Below are 15,532 nucleotides of genomic sequence, written 5' to 3'. Positions count from 1 at the left end.
CTGAAGCAGAGCGCTAAAAATAACACATTAGCAAGGACTGATAAACACTTTTTTCAGCCCCCTCCACCTCAGCGCCCCCTGGCCCCGGTCACCTTGCGAATAATGACCAGTTGTGCCGTGACGTCGACGACGAGGACGGCCGTGGTGAGATACAAAAGCCACGGGGTTCGGTCGAAGAAGGCCAGGCAGTTGAAGAACATGTACAGGGCCACCACGAAGGACAAGAGGCTGCGGATGCCCCTGACCGATCCCTCGGCCTCCTCTTGATCGCTCCCCGCCAGCGCGGCGATTGCCGGTGCGGCGTAGTACCCTATGGTGGCGTCGATGAAGGTCAGAAATATGTTGGCTACGAAGACATAGGTCAAAAGTTCCATATCACTCCCCGGCTGAAGTCGGCTGCGCCAGAAATTAAGCCAATTCCCCGTCTGAATCAAGGAATAAAGGGGCGCGCAGACGCAAAAAGGGCGGAAGGTTTCCCTTCCGCCCCGTTTTACTGCTGGTGCGCCCCTTGTTACTTGAAGAGCGCTTTCTGGTACTCGCGGTTCAGCTTCGCGATGAACTTGACGTTGATCCCTTTCGGGCACGCCGCCATGCACTCGTAGTGGTTGGAGCAGTTGCCGAAGCCGGCTTCCTGCATCGCCTCGGTCATGGCGCAGACGCGCTCGGCGGCCTCCGCCTGGCCCTGCGGCAGGGCTGCCAGCTGGGCAACCTTGGCCGAGGTGTACAGCATCGCGGAGCCGTTGGGGCAGGCGGCGACGCAGGCGCCGCAGCCGATGCACTCGGCGGCGTCCATGGCGTAATCGGCGTCCTGCTTGGGCACCAGGATGGCATTGCCGTCGGCAACACCGCCGGTGTGGCAGGAGGTGTAGCCACCGGCCTGCATGATCTTCTCAAGGGCGTTTCTGTCCACGATCAGGTCCTTCTGGACCGGGAAAGCGAGCGCACGCCACGGCTCGATGTAGATGGTGTCGCCGTCGTTGAAGCGCCTCATGTGCAGCTGGCAGACGGTGGTGCGCTCCTGGCCGCCGTGCGGCACGCCGTTGATGACCTGGGAGCACATCCCGCAGATCCCTTCGCGGCAGTCGTGGTCGAATGCGATCGGGTCTTTGCCTTCTTTGATCAGGTGCTCGTTCACTTCGTCGAGCATCTCCAGGAAGGACTGGTCGGGGCTTACGTTTTTGGCCTCGTACTGCTCGAGCTTGCCCGGAGCTTTGGGGCCACTTTGGCGCCATACGTGTAGTGTGAGGTTCATTATTTATAACTCCTTACCGCCAGATGAACGTTTTCGAACGTCAACGGCTCCTTGTGCAGTTCGGGCTCCTTGTCGACACCTTTGAACTCCCAGGCTCCAACGTAGCAGTAGTTCTCGTCGTCGCGCTTTGCCTCGCCGTCCGGCATCTGGTGCTCGACGCGGAAGTGGCCGCCGCAGGACTCGTTCCTGTGCAGGGCGTCCTTCGCCATCAGCTCGCCGAACTCGAGGAAGTCCGCCACGCGGCCGGCGTTCTCGAGCTGCTGGTTGAGCTCCTCGCCTTTGCCGGTGACCTTGACGTTGTTCCAGAACTCCTCGCGCAGGACCGGGATACGCTTGATGGCGTCCTTGAGGCTCTCTTCGCTCCTCGCCATGCCAACGTTTTCCCACATGATCTTGCCCAGTTCGCGGTGGAACTCGGACACGGTCTTCTTGCCGTTGATGTTCAGGAGGCGGTTGTTGTAGGCCTTGACGTCCTCGACCGACTTCTTGCACTCGGGGTGGTCGGCGCTGACGGTGCCCGGCTTGGTCTTGGCCAGGTAGTTGGCGATGGTGTAGGGGATAACGAAGTAGCCGTCGGCCAGACCCTGCATCAGCGCGGAAGCACCGAGGCGGTTCGCGCCGTGAACGGAGAAGTTTGCCTCGCCCAGGACGAAGAGGCCCGGGACGTTGCTCTCGCAGTTGTAGTCGACCCAGAGGCCGCCCATGGAGTAGTGCGGTGCCGGGTACATGCGCATCGGCTGTTTGTACGCGTTCTCGTCGGTGATCTTCTCGTACATCTCGAAGAGGTTGCCGTAGCGCTCGCGGATGGTGTGCTCGCCCACGCGCTTGATGGCGGCGGAGAAGTCGAGGTTCACACCGCGGCCGCCGGGGCCGACGCCGCGGCCGTCGTCGCACTGCTCTTTGGCTGCGCGGGAGGCGATGTCGCGGGGAGCGAGGTTACCGAAGGAGGGGTACTTACGCTCCAGGTAGTAGTCGCGCTCTTCTTCCGGGATGTCGTTGGGGTGACGGTTGTCGCCCTTTTTCTTCGGTGCCCAGCAGCGGCCGTCGTTTCTGAGGGACTCGGACATGAGGGTCAGTTTCGACTGGTGGTCGCCGGACTGCGGGATGCAGGTCGGGTGGATCTGGGTGTAGCAGGGGTTCGCGAAGAAGGCGCCTTTTTTGTGGGCACGCCAGTTCGCGGTGACCGAGCAGCCCATCGCGTTGGTGGAGAGGTAGAAGACGTTCACGTAGCCGCCGGTAGCAAGGACAACCGCGTCACCCACATGGGTGCGGATCTCACCGGTGATCAGGTCGCGCACGGTGATGCCTTTGGCCTCGCCGTCGACCACCACGAGGTCCAGCATCTCGGTGCGGGCGAAGAGCTTGACGGTGCCGGCTTTCACCTGGCGGGACAGAGCCGAGTAAGCGCCCAGAAGGAGCTGCTGACCCGTTTGGCCGCGGGCGTAGAAGGTACGGGAAACCTGGGCGCCGCCGAAGGAGCGGTTGTCCAGGTAGCCTGCGTAGTCGCGGGCGAACGGAACGCCCTGGGCCACGCACTGGTCGATGATGTTGTTGGACACCTGGGCCAGACGCCACACGTCCGCCTCGCGGGCACGGAAGTCGCCGCCCTTGATGGTGTCGTAGAACAGACGGTAGATGCTGTCGCCGTCGTTGGGGTAGTTTTTCGCTGCGTTGATGCCGCCCTGCGCTGCGATGGAGTGGGCGCGGCGTGCGCTGTCCTGATAGCAGAAGGCTTCGACGTTGTAGCCGAGCTCACCCAGGGAGGCTGCGGCTGCGCCACCGGCCAGGCCGGTGCCGACAACGAGAACCTTGTACTTACGCTTGTTGGCGGGGTTAACCAGCTTCAGATCGAAGCGGTGCCTGTCCCACGAGGTCTGAATCGGTCCTTTCGGACATTTTCCGTCGAGTATCACTTGAACCCCCTAAAGTTTCAATAAGCCGGCCAGGATGACCGCAGGAATCGAGATGTAAGCAAGCATGAGGATGGCGGAGATGACCTTGCCACCGGTACCGAAGGCCGGGATGGTCTTCTCGTTGTTCCACCCCATGGTCTGCAGGAAGCTCGGGATGCCGTGGGAGAGGTGCAGGAACAGCATCAGCATCGCGAACATGTAGGCCAGGGAGATCAGCGCGTTGCCGAAGCTGGTCACCACCATCCTGAACACGTCCGGACGGTTGGCGGAGTCGAGGCCGACCACGACGTCGGGGGTCCCGTGAATGGTGAACTGGAGCAGGTGGTACAGGATGAAGCCCAGGACCAGCAGACCGGTCCAGATCATGTTCTCGGAGGCGAAGCTCGCCTTCAGGTTCCTCTTCACTGCGTAAGCGCCCGGGTTGGCGGCCTTGTTCTCCAGGGTCAGCGTAACGCCGTAGCAGATGTGGATGGCGATGGCTGCCAGCATGAACAGGCGGAAGGCCCAGACCAGCGGCGGCAGGCTATGCAGGTGCTCAGCATAAGCGTTGATGCCGTTGGGGCCAAAGAAGATGGTGGAGTTTCCGATCAGGTGTATCAGGATGAAGATGATCAGGAGCTGACCCGTGATGGACATCAGGATCTTTCTTCCCACAGAGCTAGATAAGATTCGCATGTTTTTTGTCCCTTTGCCTTTTTTCGATTAATCAGTTGGGTTGGATTGCTTGCGTACACCGGAGGAGTACAAGTCCCGAAGACCCGATCACGGGGCGGACTCGCGGCTTCCGCTTGAGGGGGATGGGGGACCGCGCCACGGGCTCAGTGTCTGCATTCGATCTCTCCTTTATTGAACTCACATTAGCAACAGTGGATGGTATCTATAACATAAAAATCGGCGGGTTGATAGACGCGCATATTAAATGCCGTTATACGAAAATGCAACAGTTTTTTGTATACAGCATACAATTAATGGTTCAGACACCTTAGCCCCCTCTAAAGTGCAGTAACCCTGTTTTGAAATAACGCTTACGCGGCCGCATTGTTGCATTTTTTACCCCGCTCTGCTAATTAGGATAGGCACCCTCAGTAAAACATTAAAGTCAGGAAGGTTCATGATTTATAAACTGCTCAAGAAGGACCCCAAGTCCGGAGCGCGCCGCGGCGTGGTTACCACCGCCCACGGCGAGATCCAGACCCCGATATTCATGCCGGTGGCCACCCATGCCGCCATGAAGGCGATGACGCCGGCACAGGTCAAGGAGACCGGCGCCCAAATCATCCTCTCCAACACCTACCACCTGCACCTGCACCCCGGCGAGGCCCTGGTGCAGAAGGCGGGCGGGCTGCACAAGTTCATGTGCTGGGACGGCCCCATCCTGACAGACTCCGGCGGGTTCCAGGTCTTTTCGCTCCCGAAAAAGCGCATCACCGAGGAGGGCGTCTTCTTCCGCCACGAGGACACCGGCGAGGAGATCTTCCTCGACCCGGCCAAGGCGATCGCCATCCAGGAGGCCCTGGGCGCCGACATCATCATGAACTTCGACGAGTGCATCCCCTACCCCTGCGACAAGGCGTACGCGGAGCGCTCCACCGAGAAGACCATCCGCTGGGCCAAGCAGTGCATCGACGCGCACTCGCGCGAGAACCAGTACCTGTTCGGCATCGTGCAGGGGAGCGTGTTCGAGGACCTGAGGAAGCGCTGCGCCAAGGCGCTGGTGAAGATGGACTTCCCCGGCTACGCCATCGGCGGGGTTTCCGTGGGTGAAGGGCTCGAGCTTTTGAAGCAGGTGGTCGGCTACACCGCACCGCACCTCCCCGAGGACAAGCCGCGCTACCTGATGGGGGTGGGGCTTCCCGAGGACATCCTGGAGAGCGTCGAGCGCGGCATCGACATGTTCGACTGCGTCATCCCGACCCGGTACGCGAGGAGTGCGACCCTGTTCACCAACCGCGGCCGCATCCGGCTCACCAACAAGAACTACCGGCGCGACTTCTACCCGGTCGAGCCCAACTGCACCTGCTACACCTGCCGCAACTTCACCAGGGCGTACCTGCACCACCTGTTCACCTCGAACGAGGTGCTGTCGGCGATCCTGGCCAGCATCCACAACGTGCACTTCTACCTGAATATGATGGCCGAGATCAGGACCTCCATCGAAGAGGGGCGCTTCGTCGAATACAAGCAGCAGTTCCTTGCCGCCTATATGAAGGGGAATAAGTGATCCGCACCCGAGAACGCTTCATAGTCGCAGCAATGGCCTTGGCGCTCTTTTCCGGCTGTTCCAAGCACGAGGAGGCGCAGGCACCGGCACCGAAGCAGTCACCGGCCCGGCTGGAACTTTTCGGCGAGGAACTCTTCAACGAGCGCTGCCGCGACTGTCACATCGTCAAGGACAAGGGGGGCGTGGTCGGCCCCGAACTGTCGCACGTCGGGAGCAAGAGGGACCGGCGTTTCCTGGAGCAGGTGATCCGCGAGCCGGCGAAGGTCTACCCCGGCACCGCCATGCCCCCCTACGACACCTTCTCGAAGAAGCAGATCGACTCCCTGGTCGACTACCTGAGCGGGCTTAAATAGTTCCCGCTCCTTCCTTTGCGCTCCTCCCCCCGGAGGGGGGAGGCCGGGAGGGGGGAACAGCCATAGCTACCGTAGATGATCCCCCTCCCCTGCCCCTCCCCCTCCGGGGGAGGGAGAAATCCTTCCGGAGATGCACCATGTCCACAGAAACCACCCAAGACCGCTTCGACCGCCTCATGGAGATCATGCGCAAACTGCGCGCGCCGGGGGGGTGCCCCTGGGACGCCGAACAGAGCCACGAGTCGCTCAAACGCTACCTTCTGGAAGAGTCCTACGAGGTGATCGAGGCCATCGATGCCAAGGATGACGCGCTCCTCAAGGAAGAACTCGGGGACCTCATCCTGCAGCCGGTCTTTCACGCCGCGGTGGCCGAGGAGCGCGGGGCCTTCACCATGGACCAGGTGCTGGATGCCATCAACGACAAGCTGGTGCGGCGCCACCCCCACGTTTTCGGGGACCAGGTGATTGAAAACAGCGCGGCACAGGTGGAGAACTGGGAGAAGATCAAGAAAACGGAGAAGGGGGACGAGCGCAAGTCGGCGCTTTCGGGCATCCCGCCGCACCTCCCAGCCCTCATGAAGGCGCAGAAGATCACGGAAAAAGCGGCCCGCGTCGGTTTCGACTGGGAACACACCGACCAAGTGTTCGCCAAGGTGATGGAGGAGTTGCACGAATTTCAGGAGGCGATGGCCGCCGGGGACCAGCAGGAGATGGAGGCCGAACTGGGCGATCTCATCTTCGCCATCGTCAACCTGGGACGCTTCCTGTCGCTCGACCCGGAGGAAGCCCTCAGAAAGACCATCCAGCGCTTCACCCGGCGTTTCAGTCACGTCGAGGAGACCCTGCACGGCCGCGGTCGCAAGCTGCAGGATGCCACCCTCGAGGAGATGGATCTCATTTGGGAAGAGGCCAAGAAATTAGAGAAAGGTTCAATCTAATTAATGTTTTTAGGAGACCAGCGGCTTATCCACATTTTATGTGGATAAGATGTGGATAACGATGTTGACAAACTGAGAAACCTACGGCTTTTAAGCACTTTCCGCGTTCTGCATAAATATTGGCCACAACGATATTCGAACGAAAAATCAACTATTTACAGCGGATTGTATACAAACGTGGTCTATCGACCACACGATATATTAGCTATACCTAATTAGGTGGCAACCCCGGTGGAAATCCTGTGCATAACTACCCGATTTTCGCCCGTCTCCCGCCCCTCTGGCATCAGCATTCGCCCCTTCCATCGACAGCAGCCCAGGCTTCGACCTCCGGGGGCGGTGACCTCGTTCACGCCGCCCTCGTCTCCCGGCCAACCCGCTCTATTTTTTCAGCAGCTTTCTCTTGGCGAGACCGATCACATCTCCGGCCTCCTCGCAGCGCAGCAGGTGCGCCGACACGAGGAAGATGGCCATCCCCGCCAGCACCGCCCCCCCCAGCACGCCGCCTTTGAGCAGCCGCTTCCCGGCCGGCGACCAGTCGATGAGACGCATGATCCAATAGACCACCACTGCCATCGGGATGGAGGCGATGATCCCTTTCACTCCGGCAACGGAGATGGCCCTGCCGCCGAAGGGACCGATCTTCTTTCGCAAAAACCAGAGCAGGAGCAGCATGTTGCCCAAGGCGGAAAGAGACGAGGCCAGCGCCAGCCCGCCGTGCTTCATCGGCCCCATCAACAGCAGGCTGAACAGGAGGTTCAGCAGGAAAGCGGCGAAGGCCGTAACCACGGGGGTCCTGGTGTCTTTGAGGGCGTAGAACGCCGGGACCAGCACGCGCACCAGCGCCACGAAGGAGAGCCCCAGGGAGTAGTACAAGAGGGCGACGCCGCAGTTCACCGCCTTGGCGTAGTCGAAGGCGCCGCCCATGAACAGCAGCGAGAAGATGGGGGTGGCGCAGAAGATGAGCCCGACCATGGCGGGGATGGTGATGAACAGGGTGAGCCGGACGCCGTAGGAAAGCGATTCCTTGAGCGCATCCATGTCCCCCGTCGCCGCCTGCCGGCTCATGGAGGGGAGCACCGCCTGGGCGACCGACACGGTGAAGATCCCCTGGGGGAACTCGAAGAGCCGCTGCGCGTAATAGAGGTAGGAAACGCTTCCCTCGGGGAGCATGGACGCCAGGATCGAGCCGACCGTTATGTTGAGGTAGTAGACCCCTACCCCGAACACGGAGGGGCCCATGAGCAGCGTGATCCTCTTCAGGGCCGGGTGATCCAGGTTGAAGTTGGGCCTGAGCGGGAATCCCATCCGGGACAGCACCGGCAGTTGCAGGAGCAGTTGCAGCACGCCGCCGATCAGCACCCCGATTGCCAGGGAGACGATGGGAACCTGGAACCGGTCGTGCAGCAGCAGCGCGGCCAGGATCATGGAGATGTTCAGGAACACCGTGGAGATGGCCGGGGTGAAGAAGTGGCGCAACGTGTTCAGTATCCCCATGCACAGGGCGACCAGGCTCACGAAGAAGATATAGGGGAACATGAGCCTGTTCAAAAGGATGGTCACCGACAGCTTCTCCGGGTTGGAGGAGAAGCCGGGAAACATCAGGTGCACGAGTTGGGGCGAGAAGATGATGCCCACCACGGTGATGGCGGCCATGACCATGGTGAGGGCGGTGAAGCAGACGTTGGCCAGCGCCCGGGTCTCTTCCTCCCCCTTGTTGGTGTGCCATTCGGAGAAGGTGGGAACGAAGGCGGAGGTAAGTGCCCCCTCGGCGAAGAAGCGGCGCAGCATGTTGGGGATCTGGAAGGCCGCGAAGAACGCGTCCGTGTAGAGGCCGGCGCCGAAGAGGCGGGATACCACCATGTCGCGGATCATGCCCATGATGCGCGACAGCATGGTGGCGGCGCCCAAAACGCCTGCGGCGCGGGCTATGTTCTTCTTTTCAGACAAACAACCTCCTAAAAAGTGAAACCATCAAAAGCTTCAACGCAAACACGCAAAGCCGCTGTGGCGCAAAGAAAACAGACATACAACGGGTTTTAAAACCTGAAGGCCCTCTGGGGCTTAGCGCCTTTGCGTTAATGGCTTTTACGCCTTTATCCTGTCCACCTGCCGGAAGTATTCTTCACGGCAGAAATTCTCCACGTCCACCATGGCGGCGAAGGCCTCGCCGAAGCCTTCCCGCCCCAGCGTGAACACGCCGTGGCCGTAGACGATGGCGGTACCGCTGGCGCCGATCACCGGCGGCACCCGCTTGGCCAGCCCCCCGGCCCCGATCTCTCCCGCGACCACGGGGGTCCCGCCCAAGTTCCGCACATGGGGGCAGTCCTTCCAGCAGTCCTTGATGGCACACTCCCGCTTCCGGTCGCAGAGCATGCTCATCACGACGGAGAACTTTGGATGCCCATGCAGGATGACGCGGGCGCCGGTCTGCTCGTACACCTTCCGGTGCGCCAAAAGCTCGCTGGAGGCGGTGATCCCCGTGGTGGAGGAATTGTCGGCCGGTACCGGATCGATGCACCCCTTCAGTTCGTCCAGGCTCGCGGCGGTCTGGGAGATGTAGATCAGCTCCCCCGCCGTTGCGGAGATGTTTCCAAAGAAGGAATCGACCAGGCCCCGCTCCACGGTGTAGCGCCCCACCCGCTCGATCTCGGCTAAGATCTCCTCCTTCTCCAGGGAAAGCGCGCCGATGAAGTCCAGCCCCGCGGCCGTGAGCGGCCTCAGCCATTCCCTGCGGAAGGAGTCGAACGCCTCACGCTCCCCGGGCAGGCGGAAACCGTCGGCGAGGACATCCTGCAGGTACTTTACGAAGGTGGAATGAAACACGGAGGAGTAGTTGATGAACGCCTGCTCCACGGTGATGGCGCCGACGGCGACGATGCCGACTCCCTCGACGATGACACCTTTCCTGTTGCCGAGCAGCTTGGCGAGGACGGGCGCGGGATCGTCGACAAGGTCCTGCCGGCGCAGGAAGGGTATGTCGTGCAGGAAGGTCCGCGTCTCGGTGTCCTGCGGCACGATGCACTCTTCCCCCTGCCCCGCCCGTGCGATCAGGAAATCGGCAAAGGGAAGCGACGGGCGCGCGGCCACCAGCGCCAGGGAGTTCAGACGCGAAAGCGTGTTCCCGGCCAGGGCCGCCAGTTCCGGGGCGCCTGCCGTGATGAGCGTGTCGTCCTGCGCCGCGAAGGCAATGCCGTCGGCACTGGCCGAGCGGTCGGCTAGGAGTTTTCCCGTATATTTAGTGATCTGGTCTCGCATGTCAGGGCAGCTCCGCAAGGAGGTTGCGGCCAGCGAAGCCGCCTTCGACGTCGAGACCGCGGATCCGGTAATACTTCTGCAGCTCCTCGTCGAAGCGGGCCCGGTCGATGGGGGGGACGTCGATCCCCTCGCCGGCGCTGCCGGCCTCTTCGAAGAAGCGCTGCGGCAGCGTGTCGTGGGAGCGGCTGAACCCGTTCTCGCAGTTGTAGAATCGCTCGGTGAGGTAGATCCGCTCGCCGATCGCCTTGAGCGATTCCGGACCGTACTCCACGCCGGTCACCGCCGAGAGGAGCTCGCCGTACTCCTCAAGCGTCGCGCCGAAGAAGGCGAACTTGCAGGCGACCAGGGAGTCGACCGCGGCGTTGACGTCCTCGGCGATCTTGATGATGCGGGCCTTGCCGGAGAAGGAAAAGCGGTCGGTGGGAACCGGCTTTCTCAGGATCTCGTGCGAGATGGGATAGGCGCGCAGATGGCAGCCGCCGCGGTTCGAGGTGACGTAGGCGAGCGCCATGCCGTAAGCGCCGCGCGGGTCGTAGGCCGGCAACTCCAGGGACTTGACGCTCATGGAGAGCTCAGGTTTGCCCAAGAGTTCCGCCACCCGCCGGGATCCGAGGCTCAGCAGCTCTCCCTGGTCGTGACGGTAGGCGATGTCGGCCAGGAGGCTCGCCACTTCCGCGGCATCCGGGAAACGCCCGCGCGCCTCTCCGAAGGCAGACAGGGTCGCCGCGGCGGAGATGGTGTCCAGCCCGAGCTCGTTGCACAGCGAGTTCGCCTTGACGATGGCGTGCAGATCCGAGATACCGTTGAGAGCGCCGAAATGGTTCACCGTTTCGTATTCCGGCAGCGGTTCCCCGGCGGCGCTCGCCTTCTTGCACTGGATGGGGCAGCCGTAGCACCCCTCCTTCTTAGCGCCGCACTCCTTGCGGATGGCAGGCCCCGAGTAGTTGCCGGACTCGGCGAAGAACGTGGAGCGGAAGTTTTCGGTGGGCGCCATGCGCCGCTGCGCCATCAAGTCGACCAGGGCCGGTGTGCCGTACTCGGCGATGCCCAACTCACCGAAGATGACCGGCGAGGCCCGGAACAGGCGCATGACGTCGCCGCGGGCGGCGTCGAAGCGGTCCTTGTCGGCGACCCCGGTCACGCCGTCACCCTGCACGGTGATCGCCTTCAATCCCTTGGCCCCCATGACCGCGCCCAGGCCGCCGCGGCCGATCGAGTTCCCCTCTCCCATCATGATGTTGGCGAAGAGGACGCCGTTTTCGCCGGCGGGACCGATGGTGGTGACCGAGCCGTGTTCCTTGAGAGCCGCGACCGTCTCCTTCACCCCCTTGCCCCACAGCGACTGGGCCGGATGCAGTTCGGCCCGCTCCCCTTGGATGGAGAGAAAGACCGGCTGCTGGCTCTTGCCGGTGATGAAGAGTGCGTCCAGCCCGGCCGCCTTGAGCCGCCAGGCGAAGCGCCCGCCGGCCGAGCAGTCGTAGATGGTGCCGGTGAGCGGCGACCGGGAAACGCAGGCAAGGCGCGCCGCGGTGGGGGAATTGGTGCCGCACAGGGGGCCGACGGCGAAGATGAGCGGCAGGTCCGGGTCGAAGGGGCCCAGGCGGAAGTAGTCCCGCATCAGCCGGACGCCCAGCCCGCGTCCCCCGAGGTAAGCGTGCAGGATATCGATGGGGATCTCCCTGCGCTCGCAGGTGCCGCGGGTGAGATCGACGTGCAGCAACTTTCCGGTCCAGCCAAACATAAAAACCTCAACATCCGTTCAACGTTCAACGTTCAACGTTCAACGTTCGTTACTTCCCCCCCTACGGCCAAGCGCGACGTGGCGGCAGGGGCACATTTCCAAAAGTGTCGGAGTGACCAGTCAACCGTAGCGACTACGCGGCCCACAGGGAGTATGGGTAACGTTGAACCTTGAACGTTGAACAGCTTCTAAAGCAGTTCCGTTTTCCCCTGCCTTTCCAGCTCCTCGACTACCTTCTTCACGTCCTGCGCGGCACCCTTGGAGCAGACCAGCAGCGCATCGGGGGTGTCCACGACGATCAGATCGCTGACGCCGACAAAGGCTACCACTTTACCGTTGCCATAGGCAAGACACTCCTTGGCACCGACCGACACCGCGCCCGCGGAGTTGATCACGACGTGCCCAGCCGCGTCCGCGTCCATCACCTCGGGCAACGCGCTCCAACTCCCTACGTCGCTCCAGCCAAACGACGCCGGAATCACCTGCACGTCCTTGGCCTTCTCCATGACGCCGAAATCGATCGATTCCCCCTTGATGCCGCGGTAAATGTCGGCTATCTGGGGCTTCAGATCGGAGATCTCCCACACGTCGGACTCGAAGCTGAGTTTGGCCAGGGCCTGGGAGAGCTCGGGCATGTGCTGCGCGATCTGATCCAGTATCGCGCAGGCGCCCCAGACGAACATGCCGCTGTTCCAGTAAAAACGCCCGGATGCCAGGAACTCCATGGCGCGCTCCAGGTTCGGCTTTTCCACGAACCGCTGCACCGGTGCGGCACCGGAATCGGCCGGGGCCGCGGCCTCGATGTAGCCGTAGCCGGTCTCGGGCCTGGTCGGGGTGATGCCCAGGGTCACCAGCGCTCCGCTCACGGCTACCGAGCGTGCACTAGCCAAGGTGGCGCGGAAGGTCTCCTCGTCGACGATGTAGTGGTCGGCGGGGAGCACCACCATGATCCCGTCCGGATCGAAGCGGGCGATGATGGAGGCGGCCAGGCCGATGGCGGGAGCGGTGTTGCGCCCCACCGGCTCCTCGATCACGTCGACCGGGACCCCGTCGATATAGGCCAACTGGTTCCTGGTCTCGGCCGCCTGCAAGGCGTTGGTGATCACCATTACCCGCTTGGGGTCGAGCGGCAGGACGCGTTCCACCGTCCTTTGCAGCATCGATTTGCCACCGAAGACCGACATGAGCTGTTTGGGCGTGCTCTTGCGGGACAGCGGCCAGAACCTGGTGCCGGAACCGCCCGCCAGAATGACAATGTACATGGTTTCCTCCAGGAACTTTAAAAATCAGGCTGTCGCGCGCTTGTGCCTGCCCACTTTCATGACCAGCACCGCGGGAATGGCGGCCAGCAGACTGAACATGGCTCCCATCTTGGCCGCCGAGCTGGTTGCCGGATCGGAAAACGCCTCGCCCGCAACGAACAGTGCCACCGTAAAGCCGATGCCGGCGACCAGGCCGGTGACGAACAATTCCCGCAGCCCTACGCCAACTGGAAGCGGGAAACCAAGCTTGCGCCCCAAAAGCCCGAAAGCAACGATGCCGCACATCTTGCCGCAGATAAGTGACGCCAGCACCAGCCAGGTGGCGGTGCCGAGAGAGCCGAAGGCGACACCGGCGTTGACGAGTCCGAAGATGAAAAGCCCCAGGTCGACAAAGAGCTTCCAGTCGTGTTCGAAACGCGAGAGCGGGGTGAGGTCCTCCGGATCGATGTCGAACATATGGCGCTTCTCCACCGGCGGGTGCGGCAGAAAGGGGACCACGAGGGTCAGCGCCAGGGCCGGGTGCAGGTGGGCCAGGTGCAGCCCGGACCAACTGAGCGGCCCGCCGAACAGGAGATAGGGCCAGTAACTGGTGACCCTGCGCCTGCGCAACAGGTAACAAAGCCCCAGCGCCGCACCGCACAACAGCAGCCATGCAGGCTGCACCGGCGCCAGCGGATCCCCGTAAAAAAGGGCTATGATGACCAGTCCCACGGCGTCGTCCGCTATCGCCAGCAGGAGCAGGAACGAGATGGCGGGATGCCCCTTGCCGAAGATGGACCGCGCTGCAAGCCAGGCGAGCGCGATATCGGTCGCGGTCGGGATGCCCCAGCCGCGGGCCAGTGCGGGGTCCCCGAAACCGGCGTTCAACACCAGGTAGGCCAGGACCGGCCCGACTATCCCCCCAAGCGTCGCCAACAGCGGGTTGGCGGCACGTCGCAGCGGGTGCAGGTCTCCGCCGGGGAGACAGCTCTGGGTGATCTCGACGGCGGCGATGCCGAAGAAGAACGCCATGAAGAGATCGTTGGTGACGAAGTGAACAGAAAGACCCGCAAAAAGCGGGTCGTGCAGGAAGTGGTGGTACTGCTCAGGAGCCAGGTTCGCCCACAGCAGCGCGGCGATCACGCCGGCTGCCAGGGGAACCGAGAATTCCCTGAGCAGGTTCAGTTGTTTTTTCATCTACCCGATCGGCTCCACAGCGGCCTCGACGGCGTTCTCAACGGTAGGAGCCTCCGCGCGGTGGTAGTCGTCCTGGAACCGGACGATGTCGTCCTCGCCCAGGTACTCGCCGCTTTGCACCTCGATGATCACGAGGGGGATCACGCCGGGGTTCTCCAGCCGGTGCGTCGAGCCGATGGGGATAAAGGTGGACTCGTTGATGTTGACGATCTTGACGATTTCGCCGCAGGTGACCTTGGCCGTACCTGAAACGACGATCCAGTGCTCGCTGCGGTGGTGGTGCATCTGCAGCGAAAGCCTCTGTCCCGGCAGCACCTCGATGCGCTTGATCTTGTAGCCGTTGTGCTCGTCCAGGACGGTGTATGTTCCCCACGGACGCTCTCCGCGTTCCATGATGACCTCCGTGTTTGTTGTAGATACCGGTTCACGTCAAATCCCCCCTCCCGTCAAGGGAGGGGGGGCGGTCGACGTAGGGGCGAATCATCATTCGCCCCCCTTCGGATTTATTTAGCCGGCCTCGACTCCAGGTACCGCTTGAGCGCTTCCTGCCAGGGCTGCGGAACGAACCCGGTGTCCCGCTGCAGCTTCCCGCAGTCCAGGGTGGAATAGAGCGGCCGCGGCGCCGGGCGGTTGAGCTGCTCGGTAGTCATGGGCAAGACGGCGACATCGAGCCCGGCCAGGCGGAAGATCTCCTTCGCGAAGCCGTTCCAGGATACGAACCCGGAGTTGGCCGCGTGGTAGGTCCCCTGGCACCCCTTGTCCAGCAGTGCCTTGATGGCCAGAGCGAGGTCGCGGGTCCAGGTGGGGGAGCCGATCTGGTCGTCCACCACGGTCAGTTCCTTTTTCTCAGCGCCCAGCTTCAGCATGGTTTCCACGAAGTTCTTGCCGTTGTGGCCGTAGAGCCACTGGGTGCGCACGATCAGGTGGTCGGGGTTGAACCAGGTGTTCATCTCGCCACCAAGCTTACTCTCGCCGTAGACGCTCAGCGGACCCGCGAGGTCGTCCTCCACGTAGGGGGAGCCCTTTTGACCGTCGAAGATGTAGTCCGTGCTCACCTGGACCAGCTTTGCGCCGATCTCCTTGGTGATCATGGCCAGAAAGCCCGCCCCTTCGCTGTTGACCATCATGGCCTGCTCGCTGTTGGACTGGCAGCCGTCCACGTCCGTGTAGGCAGCGGCGTTGATCACCACGGAGGGTTTCAGGGTGAGAAGCACCCGCTGCACCGATTCGAGGTCCGTGATGTCGATCTCGTCGACGTCGACCCCGCGCGCCGCGTCACCGTACAGCGCCATCAACTCCTGCCCCAGCATCCCTTTGCTGCCGACAACCAGAATCATCAAACCTCCAAAAGCAAAACCCGTTCAAGGTTCAACGTTCAACGTTCGCCCGGAGTGCCGCTTCGGCCACCGACAGCGTGG

Annotated in this window: 14 protein-coding genes; 3 read left to right on the top strand and 11 right to left on the bottom strand. The window is 62.3% G+C overall.

Annotated elements, in window-relative coordinates; genetic code table 11:
* Window positions 1-68: 68 nt before the first annotated feature.
* From KP004_RS03870 to KP004_RS03855, 4 genes are all read right to left on the bottom strand, one after another.
* Window positions 69-374 carry a hypothetical protein gene (locus KP004_RS03870; protein ID WP_216801079.1) on the bottom strand — a complete coding sequence of 102 codons (306 nt, stop codon included), beginning with the start codon at window positions 372-374 and terminating at the stop codon, window positions 69-71.
* Window positions 375-511: 137 nt separating this feature from the next.
* Window positions 512-1,252: a succinate dehydrogenase/fumarate reductase iron-sulfur subunit gene (locus KP004_RS03865; RefSeq protein WP_216801078.1), complete on the bottom strand. Its 741-nt coding sequence runs from the start codon at window positions 1,250-1,252 to the stop codon at window positions 512-514.
* Window positions 1,252-3,165, bottom strand: coding sequence for a fumarate reductase/succinate dehydrogenase flavoprotein subunit (locus KP004_RS03860; RefSeq protein ID WP_216801077.1), 1,914 nt, complete (start codon window positions 3,163-3,165; stop codon window positions 1,252-1,254). The genes KP004_RS03865 and KP004_RS03860 overlap by 1 nt, the downstream gene beginning before the upstream one ends.
* 9 nt (window positions 3,166-3,174) lie before the next feature.
* Window positions 3,175-3,840 carry a succinate dehydrogenase cytochrome b subunit gene (locus tag KP004_RS03855; protein ID WP_216801076.1) on the bottom strand — a complete coding sequence of 222 codons (666 nt, stop codon included), beginning with the start codon at window positions 3,838-3,840 and terminating at the stop codon, window positions 3,175-3,177.
* Between the two features lie 436 nt (window positions 3,841-4,276).
* Here KP004_RS03855 and tgt point away from each other — a divergent pair, with 436 nt between their 5' ends.
* The 3 genes from tgt to mazG all read left to right on the top strand — a co-directional run bounded on the left by tgt (window position 4,277) and on the right by mazG (window position 6,677).
* The gene (tgt, locus tag KP004_RS03850; protein WP_199388936.1) at window positions 4,277-5,386 is read left to right on the top strand and encodes a tRNA guanosine(34) transglycosylase Tgt; all 1,110 of its coding nucleotides are present in this window, start codon (window positions 4,277-4,279) and stop codon (window positions 5,384-5,386) included.
* Window positions 5,383-5,739 (top strand): c-type cytochrome, encoded by a 357-nt coding sequence (locus KP004_RS03845; RefSeq protein WP_239026930.1) that lies wholly within the window; start codon window positions 5,383-5,385, stop codon window positions 5,737-5,739. Before tgt ends, KP004_RS03845 begins: the two co-directional genes overlap by 4 nt.
* 137 nt (window positions 5,740-5,876) lie before the next feature.
* Window positions 5,877-6,677: a nucleoside triphosphate pyrophosphohydrolase gene (gene mazG / locus KP004_RS03840; protein WP_216801075.1), complete on the top strand. Its 801-nt coding sequence runs from the start codon at window positions 5,877-5,879 to the stop codon at window positions 6,675-6,677.
* 381 nt (window positions 6,678-7,058) lie between these two features.
* On the opposite strand, the gene murJ is transcribed toward mazG, so the two are convergent.
* From murJ to rfbD, 7 genes are all read right to left on the bottom strand, one after another.
* Window positions 7,059-8,627: a murein biosynthesis integral membrane protein MurJ gene (gene murJ / locus KP004_RS03835; protein WP_216801074.1), complete on the bottom strand. Its 1,569-nt coding sequence runs from the start codon at window positions 8,625-8,627 to the stop codon at window positions 7,059-7,061.
* 138 nt (window positions 8,628-8,765) lie between these two features.
* Window positions 8,766-9,935: a class II aldolase/adducin family protein gene (locus tag KP004_RS03830; RefSeq protein ID WP_216801073.1), complete on the bottom strand. Its 1,170-nt coding sequence runs from the start codon at window positions 9,933-9,935 to the stop codon at window positions 8,766-8,768.
* 1 nt (window position 9,936) lies between these two features.
* Entirely contained in the window at window positions 9,937-11,676 is a 1,740-nt protein-coding gene (locus tag KP004_RS03825) for an aldehyde ferredoxin oxidoreductase family protein (protein ID WP_216801072.1), read from the bottom strand.
* Window positions 11,677-11,864: 188 nt separating this feature from the next.
* Window positions 11,865-12,938, bottom strand: a complete 1,074-nt coding sequence (locus KP004_RS03820; RefSeq protein ID WP_216801071.1) for a mannose-1-phosphate guanylyltransferase — start codon at window positions 12,936-12,938, stop codon at window positions 11,865-11,867.
* Window positions 12,939-12,962: 24 nt separating this feature from the next.
* A complete protein-coding gene (locus KP004_RS03815; protein WP_216801070.1) occupies window positions 12,963-14,114 on the bottom strand; it encodes a Na+/H+ antiporter NhaA in 1,152 nt (383 codons plus the stop codon).
* On the bottom strand, window positions 14,115-14,507 hold the full coding sequence (locus KP004_RS03810) for a phosphomannose isomerase type II C-terminal cupin domain (protein ID WP_216801069.1): 393 nt from the start codon (window positions 14,505-14,507) through the stop codon (window positions 14,115-14,117). It lies immediately after the preceding gene.
* Between the two features lie 110 nt (window positions 14,508-14,617).
* On the bottom strand, window positions 14,618-15,451 hold the full coding sequence (gene rfbD, locus KP004_RS03805; RefSeq protein ID WP_216801068.1) for a dTDP-4-dehydrorhamnose reductase: 834 nt from the start codon (window positions 15,449-15,451) through the stop codon (window positions 14,618-14,620).
* Window positions 15,452-15,532 lie beyond the last annotated feature (81 nt).

Source organism: Geomonas oryzisoli, from assembly GCF_018986915.1.
GTDB lineage: Bacteria > Desulfobacterota > Desulfuromonadia > Geobacterales > Geobacteraceae > Geomonas > Geomonas oryzisoli.
This window is presented reverse-complemented; position numbering and strand designations above follow the sequence as displayed.

Coding starts and splice junctions, on each gene's coding strand:
- KP004_RS03870 (WP_216801079.1), bottom strand. CDS start 374: ATGGAACTTTTGACCTATGTCTTCGTAGCCAACATATTTCTGACCTTC.
- KP004_RS03865 (WP_216801078.1), bottom strand. CDS start 1,252: ATGAACCTCACACTACACGTATGGCGCCAAAGTGGCCCCAAAGCTCCG.
- KP004_RS03855 (WP_216801076.1), bottom strand. CDS start 3,840: ATGCGAATCTTATCTAGCTCTGTGGGAAGAAAGATCCTGATGTCCATC.
- tgt (WP_199388936.1), top strand. CDS start 4,277: ATGATTTATAAACTGCTCAAGAAGGACCCCAAGTCCGGAGCGCGCCGC.
- mazG (WP_216801075.1), top strand. CDS start 5,877: ATGTCCACAGAAACCACCCAAGACCGCTTCGACCGCCTCATGGAGATC.
- KP004_RS03830 (WP_216801073.1), bottom strand. CDS start 9,935: ATGCGAGACCAGATCACTAAATATACGGGAAAACTCCTAGCCGACCGC.
- KP004_RS03825 (WP_216801072.1), bottom strand. CDS start 11,676: ATGTTTGGCTGGACCGGAAAGTTGCTGCACGTCGATCTCACCCGCGGC.
- KP004_RS03820 (WP_216801071.1), bottom strand. CDS start 12,938: ATGTACATTGTCATTCTGGCGGGCGGTTCCGGCACCAGGTTCTGGCCG.
- KP004_RS03815 (WP_216801070.1), bottom strand. CDS start 14,114: ATGAAAAAACAACTGAACCTGCTCAGGGAATTCTCGGTTCCCCTGGCA.
- KP004_RS03810 (WP_216801069.1), bottom strand. CDS start 14,507: ATGGAACGCGGAGAGCGTCCGTGGGGAACATACACCGTCCTGGACGAG.
- rfbD (WP_216801068.1), bottom strand. CDS start 15,451: ATGATTCTGGTTGTCGGCAGCAAAGGGATGCTGGGGCAGGAGTTGATG.